Source organism: Neorhizobium tomejilense (assembly GCF_964254135.1).
GTDB classification, from domain to species: domain Bacteria; phylum Pseudomonadota; class Alphaproteobacteria; order Rhizobiales; family Rhizobiaceae; genus Neorhizobium; species Neorhizobium tomejilense.
In genome coordinates this window covers 1,559,578-1,585,901 of sequence record NZ_CAXUSO020000001.1, presented here as the reverse complement: position 1 = coordinate 1,585,901, position 26,324 = coordinate 1,559,578, and the positions used below count along the sequence as shown (strand labels likewise).

At 61.7% G+C, this 26,324-nt stretch carries 28 protein-coding genes; 18 read left to right on the top strand and 10 right to left on the bottom strand.

Annotated features, from left to right (window positions below; all coding sequences use genetic code 11):
• Positions 1 to 67 precede the first annotated feature (67 nt).
• The gene (locus ACSQ3G_RS08150; RefSeq protein WP_105416677.1) at positions 68 to 382 is read right to left on the bottom strand and encodes a DUF1476 domain-containing protein; all 315 of its coding nucleotides are present in this window, start codon (positions 380 to 382) and stop codon (positions 68 to 70) included.
• 521 nt (positions 383 to 903) lie between these two features.
• On the opposite strand from ACSQ3G_RS08150, the gene purC reads away from it, so the two are divergent.
• The 13 genes from purC (at position 904) to ACSQ3G_RS08085 (ending at position 9,938) form a co-directional block, all read left to right on the top strand.
• Positions 904 to 1,668 carry a phosphoribosylaminoimidazolesuccinocarboxamide synthase gene (purC, locus tag ACSQ3G_RS08145; RefSeq protein WP_046606788.1) on the top strand — a complete coding sequence of 255 codons (765 nt, stop codon included), beginning with the start codon at positions 904 to 906 and terminating at the stop codon, positions 1,666 to 1,668.
• A gap of 16 nt (positions 1,669 to 1,684) precedes the next feature.
• A complete protein-coding gene (purS, locus tag ACSQ3G_RS08140) occupies positions 1,685 to 1,927 on the top strand; it encodes a phosphoribosylformylglycinamidine synthase subunit PurS (RefSeq protein WP_105401362.1) in 243 nt (80 codons plus the stop codon).
• Between the two features lie 17 nt (positions 1,928 to 1,944).
• Positions 1,945 to 2,151, top strand: a complete 207-nt coding sequence (locus ACSQ3G_RS08135; RefSeq protein ID WP_436109636.1) for a hypothetical protein — start codon at positions 1,945 to 1,947, stop codon at positions 2,149 to 2,151.
• The gene (locus ACSQ3G_RS08130; protein WP_046611584.1) at positions 2,144 to 2,401 is read left to right on the top strand and encodes a hypothetical protein; all 258 of its coding nucleotides are present in this window, start codon (positions 2,144 to 2,146) and stop codon (positions 2,399 to 2,401) included. The genes ACSQ3G_RS08135 and ACSQ3G_RS08130 overlap by 8 nt, the downstream gene beginning before the upstream one ends.
• Positions 2,398 to 3,078: a phosphoribosylformylglycinamidine synthase subunit PurQ gene (purQ, locus tag ACSQ3G_RS08125; RefSeq protein WP_436109635.1), complete on the top strand. Its 681-nt coding sequence runs from the start codon at positions 2,398 to 2,400 to the stop codon at positions 3,076 to 3,078. The genes ACSQ3G_RS08130 and purQ overlap by 4 nt, the downstream gene beginning before the upstream one ends.
• A gap of 55 nt (positions 3,079 to 3,133) precedes the next feature.
• A complete protein-coding gene (locus ACSQ3G_RS08120) occupies positions 3,134 to 3,532 on the top strand; it encodes a hypothetical protein (protein WP_105425916.1) in 399 nt (132 codons plus the stop codon).
• A gap of 220 nt (positions 3,533 to 3,752) precedes the next feature.
• Positions 3,753 to 4,307 carry an acyloxyacyl hydrolase gene (locus ACSQ3G_RS08115; protein ID WP_436109634.1) on the top strand — a complete coding sequence of 185 codons (555 nt, stop codon included), beginning with the start codon at positions 3,753 to 3,755 and terminating at the stop codon, positions 4,305 to 4,307.
• Between the two features lie 160 nt (positions 4,308 to 4,467).
• Positions 4,468 to 6,675 (top strand): phosphoribosylformylglycinamidine synthase subunit PurL, encoded by a 2,208-nt coding sequence (gene purL / locus ACSQ3G_RS08110; protein ID WP_436109633.1) that lies wholly within the window; start codon positions 4,468 to 4,470, stop codon positions 6,673 to 6,675.
• A 157-nt stretch (positions 6,676 to 6,832) separates the two neighbouring features.
• Complete coding sequence (locus tag ACSQ3G_RS08105) at positions 6,833 to 7,510, top strand: hypothetical protein (protein ID WP_436109632.1); 678 nt, start codon at positions 6,833 to 6,835, stop codon at positions 7,508 to 7,510.
• A gap of 107 nt (positions 7,511 to 7,617) precedes the next feature.
• The gene (locus ACSQ3G_RS08100; protein WP_007770085.1) at positions 7,618 to 7,854 is read left to right on the top strand and encodes a BolA family protein; all 237 of its coding nucleotides are present in this window, start codon (positions 7,618 to 7,620) and stop codon (positions 7,852 to 7,854) included.
• Between the two features lie 3 nt (positions 7,855 to 7,857).
• A complete protein-coding gene (locus tag ACSQ3G_RS08095; protein ID WP_436109631.1) occupies positions 7,858 to 8,106 on the top strand; it encodes a hypothetical protein in 249 nt (82 codons plus the stop codon).
• 157 nt (positions 8,107 to 8,263) lie between these two features.
• Entirely contained in the window at positions 8,264 to 8,599 is a 336-nt protein-coding gene (grxD, locus tag ACSQ3G_RS08090) for a Grx4 family monothiol glutaredoxin (protein ID WP_007770088.1), read from the top strand.
• A gap of 91 nt (positions 8,600 to 8,690) precedes the next feature.
• Positions 8,691 to 9,938, top strand: a complete 1,248-nt coding sequence (locus tag ACSQ3G_RS08085; RefSeq protein ID WP_371412669.1) for a multidrug effflux MFS transporter — start codon at positions 8,691 to 8,693, stop codon at positions 9,936 to 9,938.
• 62 nt (positions 9,939 to 10,000) lie between these two features.
• Here the strand turns inward: ACSQ3G_RS08085 and ACSQ3G_RS08080 are convergent, their stop codons facing one another.
• The 5 genes from ACSQ3G_RS08080 to cckA all read right to left on the bottom strand — a co-directional run bounded on the left by ACSQ3G_RS08080 (position 10,001) and on the right by cckA (position 18,588).
• Entirely contained in the window at positions 10,001 to 10,825 is an 825-nt protein-coding gene (locus tag ACSQ3G_RS08080) for an inositol monophosphatase family protein (RefSeq protein ID WP_436109630.1), read from the bottom strand.
• A gap of 50 nt (positions 10,826 to 10,875) precedes the next feature.
• On the bottom strand, positions 10,876 to 11,742 hold the full coding sequence (gene ttcA / locus ACSQ3G_RS08075) for a tRNA 2-thiocytidine(32) synthetase TtcA (protein ID WP_436109629.1): 867 nt from the start codon (positions 11,740 to 11,742) through the stop codon (positions 10,876 to 10,878).
• A 53-nt stretch (positions 11,743 to 11,795) separates the two neighbouring features.
• Complete coding sequence (alaS, locus tag ACSQ3G_RS08070; RefSeq protein ID WP_436109628.1) at positions 11,796 to 14,456, bottom strand: alanine--tRNA ligase; 2,661 nt, start codon at positions 14,454 to 14,456, stop codon at positions 11,796 to 11,798.
• A 185-nt stretch (positions 14,457 to 14,641) separates the two neighbouring features.
• The gene (gene recA, locus ACSQ3G_RS08065; protein WP_038542844.1) at positions 14,642 to 15,730 is read right to left on the bottom strand and encodes a recombinase RecA; all 1,089 of its coding nucleotides are present in this window, start codon (positions 15,728 to 15,730) and stop codon (positions 14,642 to 14,644) included.
• 245 nt (positions 15,731 to 15,975) lie between these two features.
• On the bottom strand, positions 15,976 to 18,588 hold the full coding sequence (gene cckA / locus ACSQ3G_RS08060) for a cell cycle histidine kinase CckA (RefSeq protein ID WP_105401350.1): 2,613 nt from the start codon (positions 18,586 to 18,588) through the stop codon (positions 15,976 to 15,978).
• A 252-nt stretch (positions 18,589 to 18,840) separates the two neighbouring features.
• Here cckA and ACSQ3G_RS08055 point away from each other — a divergent pair, with 252 nt between their 5' ends.
• Positions 18,841 to 19,926, top strand: coding sequence for a flagellar biosynthetic protein FliO (locus ACSQ3G_RS08055; RefSeq protein ID WP_436109627.1), 1,086 nt, complete (start codon positions 18,841 to 18,843; stop codon positions 19,924 to 19,926).
• A 105-nt stretch (positions 19,927 to 20,031) separates the two neighbouring features.
• Here the strand turns inward: ACSQ3G_RS08055 and dksA are convergent, their stop codons facing one another.
• A complete protein-coding gene (dksA, locus tag ACSQ3G_RS08050; RefSeq protein WP_007771163.1) occupies positions 20,032 to 20,451 on the bottom strand; it encodes an RNA polymerase-binding protein DksA in 420 nt (139 codons plus the stop codon).
• 270 nt (positions 20,452 to 20,721) lie between these two features.
• Here dksA and ACSQ3G_RS08045 point away from each other — a divergent pair, with 270 nt between their 5' ends.
• The 4 genes from ACSQ3G_RS08045 to ACSQ3G_RS08030 all read left to right on the top strand — a co-directional run bounded on the left by ACSQ3G_RS08045 (position 20,722) and on the right by ACSQ3G_RS08030 (position 24,510).
• Positions 20,722 to 21,231: a SixA phosphatase family protein gene (locus ACSQ3G_RS08045; RefSeq protein WP_105425947.1), complete on the top strand. Its 510-nt coding sequence runs from the start codon at positions 20,722 to 20,724 to the stop codon at positions 21,229 to 21,231.
• Between the two features lie 76 nt (positions 21,232 to 21,307).
• Positions 21,308 to 22,777, top strand: a complete 1,470-nt coding sequence (locus ACSQ3G_RS08040) for a YcjX family GTP-binding protein (RefSeq protein WP_436109626.1) — start codon at positions 21,308 to 21,310, stop codon at positions 22,775 to 22,777.
• Positions 22,774 to 23,853: a YcjF family protein gene (locus ACSQ3G_RS08035; protein ID WP_436109625.1), complete on the top strand. Its 1,080-nt coding sequence runs from the start codon at positions 22,774 to 22,776 to the stop codon at positions 23,851 to 23,853. Before ACSQ3G_RS08040 ends, ACSQ3G_RS08035 begins: the two co-directional genes overlap by 4 nt.
• A gap of 102 nt (positions 23,854 to 23,955) precedes the next feature.
• Positions 23,956 to 24,510 (top strand): hypothetical protein, encoded by a 555-nt coding sequence (locus ACSQ3G_RS08030; RefSeq protein WP_105431761.1) that lies wholly within the window; start codon positions 23,956 to 23,958, stop codon positions 24,508 to 24,510.
• Between the two features lie 16 nt (positions 24,511 to 24,526).
• On the opposite strand, the gene folK is transcribed toward ACSQ3G_RS08030, so the two are convergent.
• The 3 genes from folK to folP are packed head-to-tail and all read right to left on the bottom strand — an operon-like array spanning position 24,527 to position 26,278.
• A complete protein-coding gene (gene folK / locus ACSQ3G_RS08025; protein WP_436109624.1) occupies positions 24,527 to 25,069 on the bottom strand; it encodes a 2-amino-4-hydroxy-6-hydroxymethyldihydropteridine diphosphokinase in 543 nt (180 codons plus the stop codon).
• Positions 25,038 to 25,403: a dihydroneopterin aldolase gene (gene folB / locus ACSQ3G_RS08020; RefSeq protein WP_436109623.1), complete on the bottom strand. Its 366-nt coding sequence runs from the start codon at positions 25,401 to 25,403 to the stop codon at positions 25,038 to 25,040. Before folB ends, folK begins: the two co-directional genes overlap by 32 nt.
• A complete protein-coding gene (gene folP, locus ACSQ3G_RS08015) occupies positions 25,403 to 26,278 on the bottom strand; it encodes a dihydropteroate synthase (RefSeq protein ID WP_436109622.1) in 876 nt (291 codons plus the stop codon). The genes folB and folP overlap by 1 nt, the downstream gene beginning before the upstream one ends.
• Positions 26,279 to 26,324: the final 46 nt, after the last annotated feature.

Below are 26,324 nucleotides of genomic sequence, written 5' to 3'. Positions count from 1 at the left end.
TTGAGGGGCATAAGAAAGGCCGCGCCCGACGGGACGCAGCCTTCATGCCAGGCTTTGAATAAGCCGGTTACTGGTTCTCGATCTGCTCAACCGCCTGAGCCAGGAGCTCCACCATCTTGGTGCGGATATCCTGGTCGGAGATGGAGACGCCGCCGGCATCGAGATCGCCGCGCAGCTTGCGGAATACATCCTCGTCGCCCGCTTCCTCGAAGTCGGCAACCACGACTTCCTTCGCGTAAGCGTCAGCGTCTGTTTTGCCGAGCAGGCCGGCTGCCCAGAGGCCTGCGAGCTTGTTGCGGCGGGCGAGCGCCTTGAACTTCAATTCCTGGTCCAGGGCAAACTTGTTTTCAAAGGCTTTTTCGCGATCGCTGAGGCCACTCATCTCGGGTCTCCCAAAGTGAACTTTATGGGAACCCCCATAATCAAAAGAGGAGCGGAGCGCAATCGGCGGGATGTCGATTCCGGCATTGACGGAAGCGGAATCGTGGCCGGCAATTGACGAATGCGAATTCCGCGTCAGGGCAACCGGCGCCACGCCGACTTTGTCCGCGTACCATTGGCCTCGTCTGGCGGCAGGGCCGGCATCGCCAATCAACAGCTCCCCGCCTGGAATTGCGATACCGGCCGCGTCGAAATCATGACGCAATTTGGTGGCTAAGTCCTGCGGAGCCTCCCTGATTTCCTGTTTATTACCGCCCTTTCAGCCCGGGCGCCCCCAGTTGTTAGAGCAAAACCTTCGAGAACCCGTGTAATCTGAAGCTCACTGATTCCTGGTTGCGCGTCGCAACCCCTCGCCCACAAAGGTTTGGAGGCCCGCATTGTGAAACCCGTTCTTTTCCGATAAGGGACCGCTCAACATCATCCATTGCGTCCGCCAGGGGCGCCAACAATGAGACATGAATCATGAACCGTCGCCGCCGTATCTACGAAGGCAAGGCCAAAATCCTTTATGAAGGCCCCGAGCCCGGCACGCTGATCCAGTTTTTCAAGGACGACGCCACTGCCTTCAACAAGAAGAAACATGACGTCATCGACGGCAAGGGCGTTCTCAACAACCGTATCTCGGAATACCTCTTCACCCATCTGAACAAGATCGGCATCCCGACGCATTTCATCCGCCGGCTGAACATGCGCGAGCAGCTGATCAAGGAAGTGGAGATGATTCCGCTTGAGATCGTGGTGCGCAACGTTGCCGCCGGATCGCTCTCGACCCGCCTCGGCATCGAGGAAGGCATGGTCCTGCCGCGCTCGATCATCGAGTTCTACTACAAGTCCGATGCGCTCGCCGATCCGATGGTCTCCGAGGAGCACATCACCGCTTTCGGTTGGGCGAACCCCGCCGAACTCGACGACATCATGGCGCTGGCCATCCGCGTCAACGACTTCCTGTCGGGGCTCTTCCTCGGCGTCGGCATCCAGCTCGTCGATTTCAAGATCGAATGCGGCCGTCTGTTCGAAGGCGACATGATGCGCATCATTCTCGCCGACGAGATCTCGCCGGACAGCTGCCGCCTCTGGGATATCGAGACCCGCGAAAAGATGGACAAGGACCGTTTCCGGCAGGATCTGGGCGGGCTTGTGGAAGCTTATTCGGAAGTCGCGCGGCGTCTCGGCATCATCAATGAGAACGAACCTGTCCGCGGCACCGGGCCGGTTCTCGTCAAGTAATCTGGGGGTTGGATCAGTGATCAAGGCACGCGTGACGGTCACGCTCAAGAACGGCGTTCTCGATCCACAGGGCAAGGCCATCGAAGGCGCGCTCGGCAGTCTCGGTTTTTCCGGCGTCGGCCATGTGCGCCAGGGCAAGGTCTTCGACCTTGAACTCGAGGGCACCGACAAGGCGAAGGCCGAGGCGGACCTCAAGGCCATGTGCGAGAAGCTGCTGGCAAACACTGTGATTGAGAACTATAGTATCGCTCTCGACTGAAGGTTGCGGAGCGAGTGATGGCCGAGATCACAAACGAAATGCTCTACGAGGAAATGTTGAAGCTCGACGAGCGCACCAAGCAGACGCTTGAGTCGCTTGAAGAGCTTGTCAGCTTCATGAAGGAGACGAACCGCGAGCTTGCCGAGGGACAAGCGCGAACCGAAGCCTTGAAGAAGGAGCTTTTCGGCGACCGTTTCGATCGACACGGAGCGTATCGTGGCTGACGTTTCCCAGGAACTCATCAATGAGCTTCTGCGACGACTCCATCAGCGAGCTGACAAGTCGGACACTGCCATTCGCGATCTGCGGAATGAGATGAATTCGATGCGTTTGGTCGTTCACGCGCATCAGAGCGATATCAACAACCTCTATACCATGTTGCATCAGCTGGATGCCCGGTTGGAGAGAATCGAAAACCGCCTCGAACTGCGCGAGCTCGCCGAGGCCCAGGCAAGGTTTGAACCGCACCCATGAAATCCGCCGTCGTTCAGCTTCCCGGTCTCAATCGCGATCGCGACATGATCGCTGCCCTCACCAAGATTTCCGGCAAGGCGCCGATCACCATCTGGCAGACCGAGACCGACATTCCGGATGATGTCGACCTCATCGTCATTCCGGGCGGTTTTTCCTATGGCGACTACCTGCGCTGCGGAGCGATTGCAGCCCGCATGCCGGTCATGCAGGCGATCAGAGACAAGGCAGACAAGGGCGTCAAGGTGCTCGGCGTCTGCAACGGTTTCCAGATCCTCGTTGAAGCCGGCATGCTGCCCGGTGCCCTGATGCGCAATTCCTCGCTGAAATTCGTCTGCAAGGAAGTGAAGCTCGAAGTGGTCAATGCCGACACGGATTTCACCCGGGCCTACGAAAAAGGCCAGGTGCTTCGCTGCCCGGTCGCCCATCACGACGGCAACTATTTCGTCGATGCGGAGACGTTGTCCGGCATGGAAGATCGCGGCGAAATCGTCTTCCGTTATGCGGAAGGCACCAACCCGAACGGCTCCCTGAACGACATCGCCGGCGTCATGAACACGCGCGGCAACGTGCTCGGCATGATGCCGCATCCGGAAAACCTGATCGAAGCCGCTCATGGCGGCAATGACGGGCGCGGGATTTTCGCCTCGGCGCTCGATGTGATCGCCGCTACCGCCTGAACCTTCATCTTATCCGGATCGATCCCAGAACGATCGAAACACGTCAGGACGCTTGATGCCGTTCACTTATCGCCTGCTCGCTGCATTTCCTCTCGCCGCTCTTGGCATAGCTCTTTCCGCCTGCCAAACGGAACGTCCGGCAGCGGTGACGGCGAACCGTGCGGCGCTGCCGACGATGGAACGCGTGGCGCTCGCCGCGAATAGCTGCTGGTTCAAGTCGGGCGACGCGGCCTTCAAGCCCTATCGGCTGGCACCGGAACTCAATTCCTTCTCCGGCCGACCGCGCATTCTCGCCGTGCCGCGCAACAGTCCCGAATCGCGCCCGATGCTGGTGGTCCAGGCGGAGGGCAACCCTGCCCGTCTCGACGCGTTCGGTCCCATGATGGGCGGCCCGGAAGGCGAAAGAATCAAGCGCGATGTGCTCCGCTGGGCCCGCGGCGCCAGCGGCTGCTGATATTAACCATTTGAATTTACATCTCTGTAAACAATCTGTTGCAGCTCTGCACCGGCCCGCCCGAATCTTTGCGTTTTTTCGCCACAAGTCATAACGGTCGGTGAACCGGCGCTGGACGGGCGCTACCCGTCATTGTACCACTTTCGTCATCGAGAAGCGGGCGGCCCGTATCGGGATCGCGCCAGCCGCAGAAAATCGCGGCGCGTATGAGGGCGATGGAATGAACAAGGCAATTTTCGGATCCGTGGTCGGTGCAATCTTGGCGGTGTCGGCGCTGTCTTCTACGGCCTTTGCGCAGGAGCGGCTGTTCGACGAAGTGCGAATCGGCGTTTCCGGTTCGATCCAGAGCAAGAGCACGTTCGAGAAGGGCGCATTCCCGTCCGCCACCGTCTTCTTCGACCCCTTCGACCAGCGCCATGCCCAGAGCTTCATGGACCACATGCTGCGCCCGCGCGTCCATGTCGGGGCGATCGTGTCGACGGCCGGCGAAGCGAGCCAGGTGTTTGCCGGCTTCACCTGGACGGCACCGATCACCGACAGGATCTTCGTCGATCTCGGCTTCGGCGGCGCCTTCAACAACGGCAACCTCGACAAGCCGAACGACGGTCCCAAGCTCGGCTGCCATGTGCTCTTCCATGAGTCGCTCGGTCTCGGCTACAACATCACCAACAACTGGCGCGTCCTTGCGACCGTCGAGCACTCTTCGAACGCCGATCTATGCGATCACAACGACGGCCTCTCCTACGCAGGCATCGCGGTCGGCTACAAGTTCTGATCCCAATAGAGTATTTTCCAACTGAGGCGCCGGTTTTCCGGCGCTTTTTGTTTTCCGGCCGCCACGCCGTACCGCCGCATGGCAGTATTTTCCTGTCGCGCCGCATTGCGACATAGGTTAAAGAGCGCCAAGAGCTTGGCCCTTCAATCCAGAGAAGATCATGACCATCCCGAACAGTATCGCGATCACCCCCGAACTCGTCGCCTCGCACGGCCTGAAGCCCGACGAATATCAGCGGATTCTCGATCTGATCGGCCGCGAGCCGACATTCACGGAGCTCGGTATCTTCTCGGCCATGTGGAACGAGCATTGCTCCTACAAATCCTCGAAGAAGTGGCTGCGAACGCTACCGACCAAGGGACCGCGCGTCATTCAGGGGCCGGGTGAGAATGCCGGCGTCGTCGACATCGACGATGGCGATTGCGTCGTCTTCAAGATGGAGAGCCATAACCACCCGTCCTATATCGAGCCCTACCAGGGCGCGGCGACGGGTGTCGGCGGCATCCTGCGCGACGTCTTCACGATGGGCGCCCGCCCGATCGCGGCCATGAACGCTCTGCGCTTCGGCGCGCCCGATCATCCGAAAACCAAACATCTTGTGTCCGGCGTCGTTGCCGGCGTCGGCGGTTACGGCAATTCCTTCGGCGTGCCGACGGTCGGCGGCGAAGTGGAGTTCGATCCGCGCTACAACGGCAACATCCTGGTCAATGCCTTTGCGGCCGGGCTTGCCAAATCCAATGCGATCTTCCTGTCGGAAGCGAAGGGCGTTGGCCTGCCCGTCGTTTATCTCGGCGCCAAGACCGGCCGTGACGGTGTCGGCGGGGCGACGATGGCATCTGCCGAATTCGACGAGTCCATCGAAGAGAAACGCCCGACCGTTCAGGTCGGCGACCCCTTCACCGAAAAGTGCCTGCTGGAAGCCTGCCTCGAACTGATGGCGACCGGCGCGGTGATCGCCATCCAGGACATGGGTGCGGCCGGCCTCACCTGCTCGGCCGTCGAAATGGGCGCCAAGGGCGATCTCGGCATCGAACTCGACCTCGACAAGGTGCCGGTGCGCGAGGACCGGATGACGGCCTACGAAATGATGCTTTCGGAGAGCCAGGAGCGCATGCTCATGGTGCTGCAGCCGGAAAAGGAAGAGCAGGCCAAGGCGATCTTCGTCAAGTGGGGCCTCGATTTTGCGATCGTAGGCAAGACCACCGACGACCTGCGCTTCCGCGTGCTGCATCAGGGCGAGGAAGTCGCCAACCTGCCGATCAAGGATCTCGGCGATCAGGCTCCGGAATACGATCGGCCGTGGGTCCAGTCGGACGCTCGCGCACCCCTGCCCGCCTCGCAGGTCGCGGCACCCGCTGACTATAACCAGGCCCTGCTGAAGCTCATCGGTTCGGCCAACCAGTCCAGCCGCCGCTGGGTCTGGGAGCAGTATGACACGCTGATCCAGGGCAATTCGCTGCAGCGTCCGGGCGGCGATGCCGGCGTCGTGCGCATCGAAAGCCATCCGACCAAGGCGCTCGCCTTCTCGTCCGACGTCACGCCCCGCTATGTCGAAGCCGATCCGTTCGAAGGCGGCAAGCAGGCGGTCGCCGAATGCTGGCGCAATATCGTCGCTACCGGCGCCGAGCCGCTCGCCGCCACCGACAACCTCAATTTCGGCAATCCGGAAAAGCCGGAAATCATGGGCCAGCTGGTCGGCGCCATCAAAGGCATCGGCGAGGCCTGCAGGGCGTTGGATTTCCCGATCGTTTCCGGCAACGTGTCGCTCTACAACGAGACCAACGGCGTCGCGATCCTGCCGACCCCGACCATTGCCGGCGTCGGCCTGCTGCCCGACTGGCAGAAGATGGCGAAGATCGGTTCTGCCAACGTCGGCGACAAGCTGATCATGATCGGCACGGACGGCAGCCATCTCGGCTCTTCGGTCTATCTGCGCGACATTCTCGACACGATCGACGGCCCGCCTCCGGAAGTCGATTTGAAGGCCGAGCGCCGCAACGGCGATTTCGTCCGCTCGCTCATCCGCAACGGCCAAGTGACGGCCTGCCACGACATTTCTTCGGGCGGCCTTGCGATCACGCTTGCCGAAATGGCGATGGCGTCGGCCAAGGGCATGAAGGTCAGCCTCAAGGAACAGCGCGGCCCGGCCCATGGACTGCTGTTCGGCGAAGACCAGGCCCGCTATGTGATCGCGGTCCCAGCTGATCTCGCCAATTTCGTGCAAGCGAATGCTGAAGGCGCGGGCGTGCCCTTCCGCACGCTCGGCACGGTCGCAGGCGACAGTCTGGTGGTAGACGACCTCGTCAGCATTGCGGTGCCGCAGCTTACCGAGGCTCATGAAAGCTGGTTCCCTACCTTCATGGCTTAACCCATCCGGATCAGCCTGCAGCCATAACCGCGGTTTCCAGATCGCGGTTTGTTTGCACAGCTGCACAAAGTTGAAGCGCGGGGGATTGATGGACTCGGGCTATCCCGATAAGCATTGCGGTTTTCTGAAATAGGAAAGTAAGCGCGCAAAAATGCTTATGCCGATTTTGACCTGGTTGAGGTCATCGGGCCCGACCTGGCACTACAAGCGCATCTGGCTCGATGCACTGATCATCACCCTTTGCCTGAACGTTCTGGCTTGGATGGTTTTTTCGAAGATGGGTATGACCACCTACGACATCTTCAATGAAGACGGCCCCATCGAAGACATTCAGTCTGCTTCGCTTGCCATCACCGCCCTTTTTGCCGTCATGGCGGCATTGGGGACGCGGATATTGGCCCGTTTCGTCGCAATCACGACGGCCTGCATCTCCGTCGTATTCTTCATGCGCGAGATGCCAATATGCCGCGACAATGTGACAGTTTATTGCGTGTCGAAGACCTGGCTGCCGATTATTATCGGCGCGGCCGCTCTTATCCTGCTGATCGCGACGATCGTGTTCGAATATCGCCATAGAGGAGGCCTTCTCCGAGCCGTTCACCCGCGCCTTTCCTGGCCGCTGGCCCTGGTTGCCGGCGTTCTCGCCTGCAGCCAACTTGCCGAGCATTTCGATATCGTCGTGATGGAGGAGAGCATCGAATCCTACGGTTTCATGATCCTGACCCTGAGCTCGATCTGGCTTTTCCGCTTCTCCCGCACCCAGCATCTTCCACCGCTCAGAACCCGAGCCAAAGCCAGCCTCCATAGGGTGAAACACGTATTCTTGCACCATTGAGGCGGAGCCGTTCGATCCAGCTTTGACCGGAGAGCAGCTTTGAGGCAGTGTATCCTGACAAAAGGTTCCGCGGTTTTGAGTCCCGCGGAGAGAAAAGGGATGACATCATGGCTATGAGACCCGGTGAAATCGAAGACCTGATCAAGGCCGGCATTCCCGGTGCCAAGGTCACCATCCGGGATCTTGCTGGCGACGGCGACCACTATGCCGCGGAAGTGGTGGCGGAAGCGTTCCGGGGAAAAAGCCGGGTGCAGCAGCACCAGATGGTCTACGAGGCCCTGAAGGGCAATATGGGCGGCGTGCTCCACGCGCTGGCGTTGCAGACTTCGGCTCCAGCGGAGTGAGCGATGGCTGACCTGATCAAGGAGATCGTTACCGGCATCGTTGAAACTGCCCTGAAGGAACTTCTCGGCAAGTCGCATGGCCGTACGCCCGCCAAACGCAAGAAGCGGCAGATCCGCTCGGCCACTACCGGGCGTTTCGCCAGGAAGACTGCGCGCACCAAGACCACAGCCACACGCGCAGCGAAGCCGGCGACGAAACAGGTGAGCCGTCGGCGCACGACGGCAAGCCGCAGCAAGCAGCGCAGCCGCTGACCTCAATGTACCCGGTCCATGGGGTTAAACGGCAGTCATGCGAGGCAATAAGCGCTTTCCAACGGACTATTCCGCTGGAATTCCCGATGCCACGTTGCTATTTAAGGCAGATGACGCAGCGCAGCGGCCCTTGAAACCGCATGTGAAAGGATAGGACATGAGCGGAATTACCGATTTTATCGCCAACGAAGTGAAGACCAATGACGTGGTTCTCTTCATGAAGGGCACCCCGCAGTTCCCGCAGTGTGGTTTCTCCGGCCAGGTCGTGCAGATTCTCGACTATCTCGGCCTGGACTACAAGGGTGTCAACGTGCTCGCCGACGCGGAAATCCGCCAGGGCATCAAGGACTATTCCAACTGGCCGACCATTCCGCAGCTTTACGTCAAGGGTGAGTTCATCGGCGGTTGCGATATCGTCCGCGAGATGTTCCAGTCCGGCGAACTGCAGACTCACCTGCAGGAACAGGGCATCAGCGTCCGCGGCGCGGCCTGAGATCTTCCGGGCTCCGGCCCGGGATTTTTATAAGATATTTTCAAGGCGCCGCTCCCAACGGCGCCTTTCACGTTGTTTTTAGGAAGCTGCTGTGACCAATCCTTCACAAACGGCCCCGGACCGCCTGCGCGGCATGGGCCGGGTCGAATTCATCGCGATGATGGCGATGCTGATGGCCATCAATTCGCTCGCCATCGACATCATGCTCCCTGGCCTGCAGGAGATCGGCGCCTCGCTCGGCGTCGTCAACGAGAACCATCGGCAATATGTCGTTTCCGCCTATCTCTTCGGCCTCGGCGCCGCGCAGATCATCTACGGATCGATCTCCGACCGTTTCGGTCGCAGGAACCCGATGCTCTTCGGCCTCGGCCTCTATTTCGTCTGCGCGGTCGGCGCCGTCGTCGCGCCATCGTTCGGAGCGCTGCTGGCCCTTCGCTTCATCCAGGGTGCCGGAGCGGCCGCAACACGGGTGATTTCCATCTCGATCGTGCGCGACGTGTACGGTGGTCGCGCCATGGCGGAAGTCATGTCGCTGATCATGATGGTCTTCATGGTTGTGCCGGTCATCGCGCCGGCGACGGGCCAGGTGATCATGCTATTCGGCAACTGGCACCTGATTTTCGTGTTCATGGCAATCGCCGCGCTCGGCATCGGCTTCTGGATGTATTCGCGCCTTCCGGAAACACTCGATCCGGCCGATGTGCGTCCCTTCACCATTTCCTCGATCCTGCACGCCTTCCAGATGGTTCTGACCAATCGCCTCGCCCTCTGCTACACGATTGCCAGCACATTCATCTTCGGCGCCCTGTTCGGCTTCATCAATTCGGCCCAACAGATTTATGTCGGAATCTATGACGTCGGCGTCTGGTTTCCGGTGGTCTTTGCCTGCGTGGCGGTGTTCATGTCTGCCGCATCCTTCCTGAACGCCAAGTTTGTTGGGCGTTTCGGCATGCGGCGCCTTTCGCACGGCTCGCTGTTTGGCTTTATCGGCATCACGCTCGTTTGGATGCTCGTGCAGATCTTCGGGCCTCAACCCATGCCGCTCGTGATCTTCATCGTGTTTTTCGGGCTCGCCATGTTCCAGTTCGGCTGGATCGGCTCGAACTTCAATTCGCTCGCCATGGAACCGCTTGGCCATGTCGCCGGAACGGCGTCCGCCGTACTCGGCTTCATGAGCACGGTCGGTGGCGCGCTGATTGGCGTCGCGATCGGCCAGGCCTTCGACGGTACGGCACTGCCCCTGGTCGCAGGCTTCTTCACCGTCTCGATCATCGGACTGATCTTCGTGCTGATCGGCGAAAAGGGAAAACTCTTCCAGCCGCATAATCCGAAGATCTGACCTACATCCCCCAACGAAAAAGGCCGGAGCAATCCGGCCTTTTTCTTTTGATGGCCGCTATTTCAGTGGCCGATGATCTCGTTGCGCAGCATCTGCCAGCTTTCCTTGTCGGTGGCGAGCAGCAACCCGCCATCGACATGGTGCGGCATGTAAGGAGAGCCATCGAAGCGCGCCACATAACCGCCAGCCTCCGTGCCGATCAGCGTGCCGGCCAGATGGTCCCAGGGCATCAGCTTGTTGTAGAGCACGAACTGCACGTGGCCGCCGGCAAAGGTGCGGTATTCATGGGCCGAGCAGCGATAATTGGCGAAGAACCGGACCTTGGCGAGATTGCCGAGGATCCGCTCCCGCTCGCCGCCGAAGAAATATCCGGGCGATGCCATGCCGATCATGGCTTCGATCGGCCGGGTTTCGGCGACCGAAAGCCGGATCGCTTCGCCGTCCGGACGCCGCAGGAAGGCGCCGGCGCCCCTTTCCGCCATGACCCAGTCGTCGCCCATCGGATCGTAGATGATCCCGGCGACCGTCTCGCCCTTCCAGACGACGGAGGCCATGACGCCGAAGGCCGGGATGCCGGAGGCGAAATTGAACGTGCCGTCGACCGGATCGACGACGACTGCGAATTCCGCATCGGCGAGCTTGGCGAGCAGCGACGGATCGGCCGCCACCGATTCCTCACCGACGAAGAGCGCGCCGGGCGCGAAAGCTTCGAGTTCCCGGCGGATCATCCGCTCGGCGGCCTCGTCGGCCTCGGTTACCAGGTCGGACGGCTCGCTCTTTGAACGTACGTCGCCGCTGCCGAGCCGCCGGAAACGTGGCAGGATTTCCGCCTTGGCGGCAAGGCGCAGAAGATCGGCAAGCTTCGTGATGTCGAGCGGAAGGGTCATGACGTGGTCTCTTGGGGGATTGGTGCGGGAAGACTGGGTTCGGGAGGAATTCAGAGACTTTGGATGGCTTGCAGACCGGAAAAATCGAAGAGTTTCGGATCGAGCAGGTGCGACGGGCCCACGTGCGCGAGCGCGCGCAGCATCGTATCCTTGCGGCCCGGCATGCGGGTCTCGATATCGGCAAGCATCGCCTTCATGGAATTGCGCTGCAGGCCATCCTGCGAGCCGCAGAGATCACACGGGATGATCGGGAACTGCATGGCGGCGGCGAATTTGGCCAGATCGTCCTCGGCGCAATAGGCAAGCGGCCTCAGCACCATCACGTCGCCCTCGTCGTTCAGGAGCTTTGCCGGCATGCCCGCGAGCCTGCCGCCATGGAAAAAATTCATGAAAAAGGTTTCGAGTATGTCTTCCCGGTGATGGCCGAGCACCAGAGCATCGCAGCCCTCTTCGCGGGCGATCCGGTAGAGGTTGCCGCGCCGCAGCCTGGAACAGAGCGAACAATAGGTGGCGCCTTCGGGGACCTTTTCCTTCACGATCGAATAGGTATCGCGATATTCGATGCGGTGCTTCACGCCGATCGAAGCGAGGTATTCCGGCAATATATGCTTCGGGAAGTTCGGCTGGCCCTGGTCGAGATTGCAGGCAAGGAGTTCCACGGGCAGCAGGCCGCGCCATTGCAGATCGAGCAATATGGCGAGCAGCGAATAGGAATCCTTGCCGCCCGAGACACCGACCAGCCAGCGTTTCTGGCCGTTCAGCATGCCAAAATCGTCGAAGGCCTGCCGCACCTGCCGGAGCAGGCGCTTGCGCAGCTTGTTGAACGAAACCGAGCTCGGCGCATCCCTAAAGAGCGTCGGCACGAGGCCGTTTTCGACCTCGTCCAGCTCGTCGTCGATCTTGGCCGTCACGCCCATTGGTCTTCCTTTGAAACCGAAAAGCGGGCTATGCCCGCTTCTGGTGTTTGTCGTCAGGCGCCGAGAGCGGCTGCCACCGCGTCGAGCGCCTCGCTCGCCTTGGCCCCATCGGGCCCGCCGGCCTGGGCCATGTCCGGACGGCCGCCGCCGCCCTTGCCGCCAAGCGCCACGGATGCGATGCGGACCAGATCCACGGCGCTGAAGCGGTCGACCAGGTCAGGCGTCACCGCAACCACGGCGCTTGCCTTGCCGTCGTCCGAAACACCGATCAAGGTGACGACGCCGGAGCCGAGGCTCGCCTTGCCTTCATCCGCCAGGCCCTTGAGGTCCTTGGCATCGATGCCGTTGAGCGCCTTGCCCATGAACCTGATGCCGCCGATCTCTTTGAAATCGCCGGCCGAACCGCCCTGCCCGCCGCCCATCGCAAGCCGGCGCTTGGCATCCGCCAGTTCCTTCTCGAGCTTGCGGCGCTCGTCGATCAGCGCTTCGACGCGCGAAACCAATTCCGCCGGCTGCACCTTCAAGGCGCCTGCGAGCGTTTTCACGCGCTCGTCCTGTTCGGCGAGATAAGCCCGTGCAGCCTCGCCCGTCACGGCTTCGACACGGCGAACGCCAGCGCCGACCGCGCTTTCGCCGAGAACGCGGACAAGGCCGATATCGCCGGTCGCGTTGACATGCGTGCCGCCGCAGAGCTCGACTGAATAGGGCTTGCCGGCCTTCGGACCTTCGATCGCCTTGCCCATCGCAACGACGCGAACTTCGTCGCCGTATTTTTCGCCGAACAGCGCCATGGCGCCTTCGGCGATCGCGTCGTCGACGCTCATCAGCCGGGTCGTGACCGGCGCGTTCTGGAGGATGATGGCGTTTGCCATGTCCTCGACCTTCTGCAGCTCCTCGGCCGACATCGGCTTCGGATGCGAGACGTCGAAACGCAGCCGCTCGGGCGCTACCAGCGAACCCTTCTGGGCCACGTGGGTGCCGAGCACTTCACGAAGCGCCTCATGCAGCAGATGGGTGGCCGAATGGTTGGAACGCAGGCGCGAGCGACGGACGTGATCGACCGTCAGCGCCACCGCATCACCGACCTTCAACGTGCCCTCAGTGACGGTCGCGATGTGGACGAACAGGCCCTCGCCCTTCTTCTGGGTATCAGAGACATTCAGCATGCCATTGTCAGTCGAGATTAGGCCGGTATCGCCCATCTGGCCGCCGGATTCGCCGTAGAACGGTGTCTGGTTGACGACAACCTGCACCTGTTCGCCGGCGGAGGCGCTGTCGACAGCCTTGCCGTCTCGGACGATCGCCTGCACCACGCCCTCGGCCGTTTCAGTATCGTAGCCGAGGAACTCGGTCGCGCCGTGCTTTTCCCTGAGCTCGAACCAGATCGTTTCCGTCGCCTTGTCGCCAGAACCGGTCCAGTGCGACCGGGCTTCCGCCTTCTGGCGCTGCATGGCGTCGGTGAAACCGGAAATATCGACGCCGATTTCGCGGGCGCGCAAAGCGTCCTGCGTCAGATCGAGCGGGAAACCGTAGGTGTCGTAGAGCTTGAAGGCGGTCTCGCCATCGAGCATGTCGCCCTTGTGAAGCGTGTTCGTCGCATCCGACAGCAGCGAAAGGCCGCGCTCCAGCGTCTTGCGAAAACGGTTTTCCTCGAGCTTCAGCGTTTCCGAAATCAGCGATTCCGCACGCACCAGTTCCGGATAGGCGCGTCCCATCTGTTGAATGAGCGCCGGCAGCAGTTTCCAGAGCAGCGGATCGCGGGCGCCGAGAAGCTGCGCATGGCGCATGGCGCGGCGCATAATGCGGCGAAGCACATAACCGCGGCCTTCGTTCGAGGGCAAAACGCCGTCGGCGATCAGGAAGGCGGAGGAGCGCAGATGGTCAGCGATGACGCGGTGGCTGCCGCGATGTTCGCCTTCCGCCTTGATGCCGGTCGCCTCTTCCGAGGCCGAGATCAGCGCGCGGAACAGGTCGATATCGTAATTGTCGTGCTGACCCTGGAGGACGGCCGCAACACGCTCCAGGCCCATGCCAGTGTCGATCGACGGGCGCGGCAGGTCGATCCGCTCTTCCTTCGTCACCTGCTCATACTGCATGAAGACGAGGTTCCAGATCTCGATGAACCGGTCGCCGTCCTCTTCCGGCGAACCGGGAGGGCCGCCCCAGATATGGTCGCCATGGTCATAGAAGATTTCCGAGCACGGGCCGCAGGGACCGGTATCGCCCATCGCCCAGAAATTGTCGCTGGTCGGAATGCGGATGATCCTGTCGTCCGAAAGACCGGCGATCTTCTTCCAGAGGTCGAAAGCTTCGTCGTCGGTGTGGTAGACGGTGACCAGGAGGCGCTTGGCGTCAAGGCCGAATTCCTTGGTGATCAGGTTCCAGGCAAGCTCGATCGCATTCGCCTTGAAATAGTCACCGAAGGAGAAATTGCCGAGCATTTCGAAGAAGGTGTGGTGACGAGCGGTATAGCCGACATTGTCGAGGTCGTTATGCTTGCCGCCGGCGCGAACGCATTTCTGAGCCGTCGTCGCGGTCGTATAGGGGCGTTTTTCAAGACCGGTGAACACGTTCTTGAACTGAACCATGCCGGCATTGGTGAACATCAGCGTCGGATCGTTGCGCGGCACCAGCGGACTGGAGGAGACGACCTCGTGTCCGTTCTTTCGGAAATAGTCGAGGAAGGTCGACCGGATTTCATTCACGCCGCTCATGCTACGCCCTTTTTACCGCCGGATGCGGTCCTATTATTCGAAAACCAAAGGCTTGTATCGCCCACACCCCCAACTGTCCAGCCGCCCCACCGCCTAACCGAACGAGAAACCGGCCGCGCATCTTCCCATGCGCGACCGGTTCAAAAGCAATCAGCCGGAGAAAACTCCGAGTGCGGCGGGAGGGCTTACATATCTGCAGCCGCGTCGCCGTCGTCAGCGTCCGGGCCGCCATTCTGCAGGAAACGGTCGGCGATGAGGCCGGCATTCTGGCGGAGCGACGTCTCGATCTCGCGGGCGAGTTCCGGATTGTCGCGCAGGAAGGTCTTGGCGTTCTCGCGGCCCTGGCCGAGGCGCTGGCTGTTATAGGAGAACCAGGCACCTGACTTCTCGACGATGCCGGCCTTGACGCCGAGATCGACCAGTTCGCCGGTCTTGGAAACGCCCTCGCCATACATGATGTCGAATTCGACCTGCTTGAAGGGAGGCGCCATCTTGTTCTTGACGACCTTGACGCGCGTCTGGTTGCCGACCACTTCCTCGCGTTCCTTGACCTGGCCGATGCGGCGGATGTCGAGGCGAACCGAGGCGTAGAATTTCAAGGCATTGCCGCCGGTGGTGGTTTCGGGGGAACCGAACATCACACCGATCTTCATGCGGATCTGGTTGATGAAGATCACCATCGTATTCGACTTGGAGATCGAAGCGGTGAGCTTGCGCAGCGCCTGGCTCATCAGGCGCGCCTGAAGGCCCGGCAGGCTGTCGCCCATCTCGCCCTCGATTTCGGCGCGCGGCGTCAGTGCCGCGACCGAGTCGATAACGAGCACATCGACGGCACCGGAACGGACCAGCGTGTCGGTGATTTCAAGCGCCTGCTCGCCGGTATCCGGCTGCGAGATCAGAAGGTTCTGGAGATCGACGCCAAGCTTGCGGGCATAGACCGGGTCGAGCGCATGCTCGGCATCGACGAAGGCGCAGATGCCGCCCTTCTTCTGGGCTTCGGCGATCGTCTGCAATGCAAGCGTCGTCTTGCCGGAGCTTTCCGGGCCGTAGATTTCAACGATGCGGCCCTTCGGCAGGCCGCCAATGCCGAGCGCGATATCGAGGCTGAGAGAGCCGGTGGAAACCGTCTCGATCTCGACAATGCTCTCGTTTGCACCGAGCTTCATGATCGATCCCTTACCGAAGGACCGTTCGATCTGCGACAATGCCGCTTCCAGCGCCTTACTCTTGTCCACGCCTTTATCCTCTACGAGCCGCAAACTATTCTGTGCCATCTGGTCCCACCTTTAGGTTATTGCCGCCGCGCACGCAATGAAGCAGCCGATAAAGGTGATGTACCTATTTTGTTCTCATTTGACAAGGGTCGCTCAAGAGATTGAGTCAAAATAGATATTTCGATTTCGTTCTCAAGATGTTCACGCCCGCCGAGGTGTGGAAAATTCCCGTTTGAAATCAAAGCTGCGCCGCAATTTGACGAGGAAATCGCGGCGTTTGAAATTTATGAGAGACAATCCGATTCTCACTCCGAATCGAGCATTTCCCGGACCGCAACGGCAAGCTGCTTCAGCGAGAAGGGCTTCGGCAGGAAGCCGAACTTGGCATCGGCCGGCAGGTTGCGGGCAAACGCGTCCTCGGCATAGCCGGAAACGAAGATGAACTTCATGTCCGGATAGATCTTGCGCAGCTCGGTCAAAAGCGTCGGGCCGTCCATTTCAGGCATGACGACGTCGGAGACGACGATATCCACCTTGCCCTGCAGCTCTTCCATGATGTCGAGCGCTTCGGTGCCGGAACCCGCCTCGTGCACGGTATAGCCACGGGTTTCCAGCATGCGCTTTCCGCCGCGGCGGACGGCCTCCTCGTCCTCGACGAGCAGGACCACCGCCGACTTTCCGGTGAGGTCGAGGTCGTCGGAAGCGGGCGTCGACACGACAGGCGCGATAACGGCGGGCTGCGCCTGCGTACCGGTTGCGGTAGCGTCCTGGACGATGACAGGCGTTTCGGGAATGTGGCGTGGGAGGAACATGCGGAAACTCGTGCCGCGTCCGACCTCCGATTCGGGATAGATATAGCCGCCGGACTGTTTGACAATGCCGTAGACCATCGAGAGGCCGAGGCCGGTGCCCTTGCCCACTTCCTTGGTGGTGAAGAACGGTTCGAAAATCTTGTCCATGATTTCGGGCGAAATGCCCGTGCCGGTGTCGGAAACCTCGACCATCACGAAATCTTCGGCCGGGAGATCCGCCTGGTTGAAACCACCGGCATCCTCGGCGGATACATTGCGGGTCTTGATCAGGATCGTGCCGCCCTGGGGCATGGCATCGCGCGCGTTGACGCAGAGGTTGATCAGTACCTGCTCGAATTGCGACAGGTCGGTGCGCACCGGCCAGAGATCGCGGCCGTAGTCCACTTCGAGCTTCACATTGGTGCCGGAGATCAGCCGGTCGACCAGCATGCGCAGGTCGCCGACGACATCGGTGAGGTTCAGCACCGCCGGACGCATGGTCTGCTTGCGCGAGAAGGCGAGCAGCTGGCGCACCAGCACGGCGGCGCGGTTGGCGTTGCGTTTGATCTCCATCAGGTCGGCAAAGCTCGCGTCGGAGGGGCGCGCCTGCAGCAGGAGGTGATCGGAGGACAGAAGGATCGCGGTCAGGACGTTGTTGAAATCGTGGGCGATGCCGCCCGCCAGCGTGCCGACCGCATTGAGCTTCTGGGTCTGGGCCATCTGGGTTTCGAGCGCCTTCTGCTCGGTCGTCTCGACGGCATAGACGATCGCGGCTTCTTCCGGTGCCTCGTCGCTCTCGTCGATCACGGCGTTCACATAGAAGCGCACATAGCGGTTCTCGTCGCCGGGGTGGCGCGAATCAATCGGGGCGATATCGCCCTGCCCGTCCTTGGCAGCAGCAATCGCCTGCATCAGATGCTGGCGGGAATTGTCGTGAACGATGCGGTCGAGTTCGATACCGGCATCCACGTCGTCGCGGGAAACGACGCCGGCAAACAGTTTGAGGAACGGCGCATTGATGCGCAGGATCCTGCCCTCGCCATCGACGGAGGCGATCGCCATCGGCGTGTTGTTGAAGAAGCGCGTGAAGCGCATCGCGGAGGCCGACTGGTCGCCCTCGCCGCCCTTTGGCCGTGCCAGCACGATGGTCCGGCTTTCGCCCGGCGCGCCATCGCGGGTGGCGCTGACATTGTGCACCAGACGCACGGGCAGGCTCTGGCCGTTGGCGCGGCGCAGGTCGAGGTCGAGCGTCTCGGTGCGTTTCAGCCCGGGTGCGGCCTGCACCGACTGGATCAGCGCCATGCCCTCGCCCGCCACCAGATCGGCTATTGTCACCGAGCGCGGCACGAACTTGGTCAGGTCGATGCCGAGCCATTCGGCAAGCGTGGCGTTCAGATAGAAGATTTCGCCCTTCTTGCCGGCGGAGAAGAACCCGGCGGGCGCGTGGTCGAGATAGTCGATGGCGTTCTGCAGTTCGCGGAAGAACCGTTCCTGGTCGTCGCGTTCCGAGGTGATGTCGGTGATCTGCCAGATGTCGAGCTGGCCCTTGCGGCTGTCGGCCGGCGTCAGCAGCCGCGCCTTGAGACGGTACCAGTGGGCACCGGAACCATTGCCGGTCGTCCGCCCGATCGGCTGGAGAAGCCGGAACTCCTCATGGCCTTCCCGGCCTTCGCGCAGAGCCGTCGTCAACCTGTAAAGCGCCTCGGTCGATTCGCGGGTCTTGGACAGAAGCGCTTCGAGCGACTGCACGTTGCTCGCCTTGGTCGCGCCGGTCATCCGGCCATAAGCGGCATTGGCGTAGAGAATACGGCCCTTGGCGTCGGTGATCAGAATGCCGTCGGGATGATTGGCGAGGAAACCGCGGGCCAGCTCGTCGGAACGCGACTGCGGCATGACCTCGACGAGGCCGATGATCGACGACACCAGGAAAAAGATACCGACCATGGCGAGAATACCGAGCAGGCCGAGCACCAGTTCATTGTCGAGCGCATGCTGAAACAGCACGAATCCGGCGGCCACGCCACAGAGAACGAGCGCCAGGAGAACGATACGGATGATGGTGCCGCCACGCGTCCCTTTTTCCACCAGGGGCGCCTCGTAGTTGCCGCTCTGCTGCAACTTCGTCATCAATTCCTCGCATTTCGACCGACGCTGCGGCCATGAACATTCAGGGATCGGGAATCCCGCGATTCCTTATTAGCAAGTTGCAGGTTAAGCAAAAAGCTCTGCTTCGCCACAAAACCCGGGACAGTTTGGCGGAGTGACCTATCTTTGCTTTTCTACGCTGTTTTTCAGCGCGGGACAGTGACAGTTAGCAGCTTGCTTCGGTAGGAAAAAAGTCGTTTTTTACCGCGGCGTTCATATGAGGAGTGGCAAGAGATGTTAGATGACTTGATGGGCGCCTATGGAGGTAACCTCCTGATCGCAGTTGTCGGCGTCGGCGTTGGGCTTCTCGTCCTGATCGGCGTGCTCTGGCTCATCCGCAGCCGTTCCGGCCCTTCGCCCTTCGTGCGCGGCGGCAAGAACCGCCAGCCGCGGCTTCAGGTCCTGGATGCGGCGGCCGTCGATGCAAGGCGTCGCCTGGTTCTGATCCGCCGCGACGGGGTCGAACACCTGATCATGATCGGCGGACCGACCGATATCGTCATCGAAAGCGGAATATCGACGGCGGCACATGCCATGCCGGCGACAGCGGCCAGCCGGTTCCAGCCGATGGACATGACGGTTCCCGCTCAGGCCACAGCCGCCATGGAAGCCCGACCGGCTGCCGTTGCCGAACCACGCCCTGCCCCGATCCCACGTCCCGCGGCTCCGGAACCGCGCGTCGAGCCGGCCCGGGAAAGCGTCGTGCCGCCGCGAGAGACGCCGCGTGCCGCTCCACCGGCGGCTCCCGCTAGCGGACCGATACCGATGAGCGGTACACTGGCGCCGCGGCCTGCATCGCCTGCCCCGGTGAACAACGCAGCAGCTCCCGAGCCGGCCACCGCCCCGAGGATCGAACCGCCGGCCCGTCAAGCCCCGGAGGTAAAACCCGAACAGTTGCGGCCGATCGCGGCACTGGCAGCCGCTGCTGCACCTCCGCCGCCTCCCGCCCCAGCTCCTGCCCCTGCCCAGGTTCCGGCTTTCGACGATGCGGCCGACGTGCTCGACGCCGCCCGTGGGCGGGTCTTCCAGGAAGCACCCGAGCCGCGCGCCGTGCCGGTCAGCGCCGCGATCGTGCCGCCTGCCCTGCAATCGGCCGCCGACAAGCCGAAACAGCTCGGCAGCGACTTTGAACGGATTCTCGAAGAGGAAATGGCCAACAACCTTGCGGCCCGAGAGACTGCCGTCATCCCCCAGCCGAATCGGCAGATACAGCCGAGGAACCCCGGCGTCCCGCCGGTCACCGGTGCCGCGCCGGAACCGAGCCTGCAGTCGGAAGTCGCCCGCATCTTCGGCGAGATGTCTGTCACTCGCGACAAGTGAGCCGGCACCCGCGACAAGTGAGCCGGCGCGAGGATTGAATTTTCCGCCCAAGAAAAAAGGCACGGAAAACCGTGCCTTGAATTCGTTTTCGACTGATCGGGCGGATTATTCGTCCCGATAGACCTTTTCGCGGCGCTCGTGGCGTTCCTGTGCCTCGATCGACAGCGTGGCGATCGGCCGAGCGTCGAGACGCTTGAGACCAATCGGTTCGCCCGTTTCCTCGCAGTAACCGTAGGTGCCATCTTCGATGCGCTGCAAGGCGGCATCGATTTTGGAAATCAGCTTGCGCTGGCGGTCACGGGCTCGAAGCTCGATAGCTCTGTCGGTTTCGGAGGAAGCCCGGTCGGCGAGATCCGGGTGGTTGGCGCTCTCTTCTGCCAGGTGACCCAGCGTTTCGCGCGCTTCTCTCAGGATATCGTTTTTCCAGGCGATAAGCTTTGCCCGGAAATACGCCTTCTGATTTGCATTCATGAACTCATCGTTTTCAGAGAGCACATAATTGCTAAGATCGATCTTCTCACTCAACGCGATTCTCCTGAAGAACATCTCATGCGGCGCTCTATATCCTATCCTCCCATCCCGATTCAAGCCTCGCGCTCAGTATTAAGGCATTTTTAAAACTGTCATAAAAATCCGCTAAACGGCTATTTTTTAAGCTTTTATTCTGAATGTCCGAAACTCTTCTCCACAGGAGGCTGCACCGGGCCAGGCTATTTCAGAACATCTGCGGCAGTTGACGAGTCTCGTGCCGAAAGGCTACCCATCGCTTCCATCCTCTCACTAGCGGTGCCGGGCATGACGACGATCACTCCTCCTCCTTCCCGCATCTACCTGCTGCGCCATGCCAAATCCGGCTGGGCGGAGCCGGGACAGCACGATTTCGATCGCCCTCTCGACAATCAGGGTTTTGCGCAGGCCGAGATCGTTGCCGACAAGGCTGCCGATCGCAACTACAGGCCTGATATCCTTCTCAGTTCCACCGCCACGCGATGCCGCCAGACCGCCGAAGCGATCCGCCGCGCGATCAGCGAGGAGATCGAGCCTGTCTTTATCGACGAACTCTATAACGGCTCGCTCGGCACCTACCTTGCGATTCTTGGCGGACAGCGGGACAGCAACTCGGTCATGCTCGTCGGCCATAACCCGACCATGGAAGAAGTGCTGGAAGGGCTGATCGGCGCCGACCAGATGGTGGCGGCCATCCCCGGCGGCTATCCTCCTGCCGGGCTCGCGGTGCTCGATTATCGCGGCTTTGTCGCCGGCTCGGATGCCGCCTGGACACTGACCGACTTCCTGACGGCCTAACTGGATCCAAGCGACGGCTTTGCGGCCTCGCACCGGCTTCCTATATAGGCGTAAACTCTGGACCCGGAACGACGCCTTGCCGCCTTCGCTTACCAGCTTCTCGGATGACGCGCGCATCGCGCTCGACAATCTCGCCGACCGTGCCTCGGGCCTCGTGCATCCGACGATCAGGCTCGGCGTGACCGGCCTGTCGCGGGCCGGCAAGACCGTGTTCATCTCGTCCCTCGTCCACAATCTCCTGAACGGCGGCCGGTTGCCGCTCTTCGAGGCGTTCCGGTCCGGCCGGATCTCCGCCGTGCGGCTCGAGCCGCAGCCGGACGACGCCATCCCGCGCTTCCAGTACGAAGATCACATCCAGGCACTGGTGCGCGACCGCATCTGGCCGGATTCGACCCGTGCGATCTCGGAACTGCGCATCACCCTCGACTACCAGAGCGCCAGCGGCTGGGGCCGGATGTTTTCGCGCGGCCAGCTGTCGATCGACATCGTCGATTATCCGGGCGAGTGGCTGCTCGACCTGCCGCTGCTGGCGCAGGATTTTCGCACCTTCAGCGACAATACCGTAACCCTTGCCGGAACCGGCATCCGCGAGGAATTGTCGCGGGAATGGCTCGCCCTCGCAAATGGCATAGATGCGGACGCCCCGGCTGACGAAATGACCGCGAGACGCTTGTCGGAAGCCTTTGCGGGCTACCTCAAGGCCTGCAAGGCGGACGAACGATCGCTTTCGACCCTGCCGCCCGGCCGTTTCCTGATGCCCGGCGATCTCGAAGGCTCGCCGGCGCTCACATTTGCGCCGCTGCCGAACATGTCCGAGACCAAAGCGCCGAAGGGCTCGCTGCGGGCGATGATGGAGCGCCGCTACGAGGCCTACAAGAATGTCGTGGTCAAGCCGTTCTTCCGCGAGCATTTCGCGCGGCTCGACCGCCAGATCGTGCTGATCGACGCGTTGCAGGCGATCAATCGCGGCCCCGAAGCGGTGCAGGATCTCGAACGGGCGCTGACCGACGTGCTCGCCTGTTTCCGCCCGGGCCATAACAGCTTCTTCTCCTCCCTGATCGGCCGCCGGATCGACAAGGTCCTGGTCGCGGCCACCAAGGCGGATCACCTGCACCACGAAAGCCATGACCGCCTGGAACGGCTCACCGGTCGGCTGGTCGATCGCGCCGTGCAGCGGATCGGCATGGCCGGCGCCGGCATCGAGGTCATGGCGATCGCATCGGTGCGCGCCACCCGCGAGGCGACCGTCAAGGAAGACAATCATCTCCTACCAGTCATCGTCGGCACGCCGATTGCGGGTGAGATGATCAATGGCGAACGTTTTGACGGAAACAAGAAAACTGCGATATTTCCCGGTGACTTACCGGAAAATCCTGAAGCATTCTTTCAACAGCTGGATTCCGCCGACGCGGAGCTTCCGGAGATCAATGTGGTGCGCTTTCGCCCGCCGGCGCTGGAAGAGGCGAATGGCGGCCTGAAGCTCTCCGTGCCGCATATCCGGCTCGACCGCGCCATGCAGTTCCTGTTCGGAGACCGCCTCGCATGAGACCGCCCGAATCACCTCAGAACGGCAAGCGCCGCCCCGCATCCTTCTCGGTCGAAGAGGAAAGCGCTGCCCGAAACGAAACCTTGCCTGTCCCTCGCCGCAGCCCGCGCAGCTTCGAGGATGGTGTCGTGGCGACGCCCGACGAACAGGATCCGTTCGTGACGCCGCCCGAACTCGCCGCAGAAGCCATCCCGGTCGCCGAGCCCCGGGCCCGCAAGAAATTCTCGTTCGTCAACCTGGCGACGGCCGCTTTCGGCACCTTCCTGTCGCTCGCCTTCGGTCTGTGGGCCGACAGCGTCATCCGCGACCTGTTCAGCCGAGCCGACTGGCTGGGATATGCAGCGCTCACCGCGCTTGCCGTCGGGCTTGTCGCCGTGGCCGTGATCGTCGGCCGCGAAATCTTCGGCATGATGCGGCTCTCCGCCGTCCAGACCCTCAAGGCCCAGGCGGAAGAGGCAGCCCTTTCCCCTCGCCCTGCCGCTGCCCGCATCGTCGTCGCCGCGCTCACCAAGATCCTCAGTCACCGGGCGGAGACCGCCAAGGGTCGCGCCAACCTCGACGCGACGAAAGACGAGATCATCGACGGCCCGCAGCTCATCGAACTGGCCGAACGGGAACTCCTGGCGCCGCTCGACCGCAAGGCCCGCGCGCTCATTCTCGGATCGTCCAAACGTGTCTCGATCGTCACCGCCGTCAGCCCGCGCGCCATCGTCGATCTCGCCTATGTGCTATTCGAAGTGACGCGGCTGATTCGCGCCATGGCCGAGCTTTACGGCGGTAGGCCGGGCACGCTTGGGCTCATGAGGCTGATGCGGGACGTCATCGCTCATCTCGCCGTGACCGGTTCGATCGCCGTCGGCGACGGTGTCGCGCAACAGCTTCTGGGACACGGCCTCGCCTCCAAACTGTCCAAGCGTTTGGGCGAAGGCGTGATCAACGGCCTGCTGACCGCGCGAATCGGCATCGCCGCTATGGATCTCTGCCGGCCGCTGCCCTTCCGGGCGGTTAAAAGGCCCGGGATCGGCGATTTCATCTCGGATATCGCGACCGTCGGCGGGCGAAAAGATGAACAATAGAGTGTCCGACCCTGGCTCAGCCTCGGCCATCGTCACCACTCGTTAACCATTTCCACCTAAATTACGGGACACTTAAAGTTGCTGCTCGTCAGGGGAAAGTTCATGTATTCGCGCTTCTTTTCGCTTCTTGGCGGGTTCGCCATTCTGACTGTCGCGGCCACCTCCGCCGTGGCGCCGCAGGCTGAGGCCGCTCCGCGCGACAAGGCTTTCTTCCAGTCGGTCGCAGGCGTCTGGAAAGGCCCCGGCGAAATCGTAGCCGGCAAATACAAGGGCACGAAATTCAGCTGCAATTTGACCGGTGCAGCTATCCCGGACAGCGATGTCGGCATCAAGCTCGATGGGACCTGCCGCGTCGGCGTGTTCCAGCAACCGATGTCGGCCACCATCGCCCAGAGCGGCCGCGGTTACACTGGCAAGTTCCTGGATGGCGCCGAGGGCAAGGGGCTCGACATCATTTCCGGCTCGGTCAGCGGCGACAAGGTCGTCATGGGCATCAACCGCAATCAGCTCAACGGCGCGATGGTCGCGAGCCTGCGCGGCGAGAACAAGATGAACATCACCATCTCGATCAAGGTCGAAGACCAGATGGTTCCGGTGATCGGGCTCAGCCTCGACCGCGACATGGATTCGATCGCCGTCGGCTCGATCCAACAATAAGACACCAAGGGGCGCCTCAGGCGCCCTGCCACCAGTCCTGGCTTTCGCGCGCGACCTTGATGCCGGCAGTGTCGGCTCCACCAAGCCAGTCGCGCACTTTCCTTCCCTTCACCAGAAGATCCGGGGCGATATCTGCGAGCGGCATCATCACGAAGCCGCGGTCGGTCATGCGCGGATGCGGCACTTCCAGTTTTTCGCTTCTCTGTTCCCGCGTCCCATAGGTCAGGATGTCGATATCGATGGTGCGCGGTCCCCAGCGCTCCAGCCGGACGCGCTTCATGCCGCGCTCGATCGACAGACAGACGTCCAGCAGGTCCTCCGGCTCCAATGAAGTCTCCACCAGGATGCAGCAGTTGAAGAAATCCGCCTGGTCGGTCTTGCCCCAGGGCGGGGTCGAATAGAGTTTCGAGACGGCGAGAACGCGGCAGTCCTCGCGCCCATCGAGCTGCCTGAGCGCCTCGGCCATGGACGACGGCGGGTCACCGATATTGCCGCCGAGCCCGAGAGCCGCGACCTCGAACGTCTTTTCAGGCGAAATGCTCAACACGCACCTCCGCATAATCCAGGATGCCGGGGATCGGCACGCTCGGCTTGCGCACGGCGATCTCTGCCCGGCGGATCTGCGGCGACCATGCGCAGAGCGCCTTGGCGATGTCCTTGGCGAGCGTCTCGATGAGGTTGCGGCGGTGGCCGGTCACCACCTTCTCGACGATTTCGTAGGCGATGCCGTAATGCACCGTGCTCGCGACATCGTCGTTTTCGAGTGCCTCGTCCGCATCGACGTCCATGATGACGTCGATGAAGAAACGCTGGCCGAGCGTGGCCTCCTGCTCGAAAGCGCCATGCTTGGCGTAGAACGCACAGTTCTTCAGCGTGATCGTGTAGGTCGCCATCAAAGGCCCTCTCTAGCGTTATAAGCGGAGGCTGCGGCGAGAACCGCGTCGGCCATCGCCAGCGCATCGCGGTTCGCGGCAACGTTATGGACGCGGAAGATCGAAGCCCCGGCAAGGCGCAGGATCGCCGTGGTCGCGGCGGTGCCGAAGTCGCGTTCGTTCGCCTTTTCCCGTCCCGTCAGCGCGCCGATGAACCGCTTGCGCGAGGTGCCGGCGAGCAGCGGAAAACCGAGCCGATGCAGTTCGGCAAAACGCGCCATCAATTCCAGATCGTCGTCACGGTCTTTGGCAAAGCCGAAGCCGGGATCAAGCACGATCGCCTCGTCGGAAATGCCGGCGCTGCGGGCGATCTCGAGGGACTGCTGCAGGAAAAACTCCTGGTCGGCGATACGATCGGGCCGCTTTTCCTGCTCGCGCCCGCGGCCGGTATGCATGATGCAGACCCCGGCAGATGTTTGAGCCGCAACGGTCGCGATCTCCGGCTCGCGCTGCAGGCCATGGACGTCGTTGATGATATGGGCACCCGCCGCCATCGCCAGGCGGGCTGTTTCGGCGCGGTAGGTATCGATCGAGATCAGTGCATCGGTCTCCGCGGCGAGTTTTTCGATCACCGGCAGGACGCGGTCCTGCTCTTCGGCCGCCGTCACCTCGGCGGCGCCGGGCCGCGTCGACTCACCGCCGATATCGAGGATGGCGGCACCGTCGCGGACGCAGGAAATGGCGTGAGCCACCGCGGCATCGATGTTTGCGTAGTTTCCGCCGTCGGAAAAGGAATCGGGGGTGATGTTGATGATCGCCATAATCTGGCCTTGGCGACCGAGTTCAAGGACACGGCCCCGCCCGACACGCCAAGTGCTGTTGCGCTGCGATATCACCGGCCGGCCGTCTTTCGAAGGGTAACGCAAAATTTGATGCCTTTGT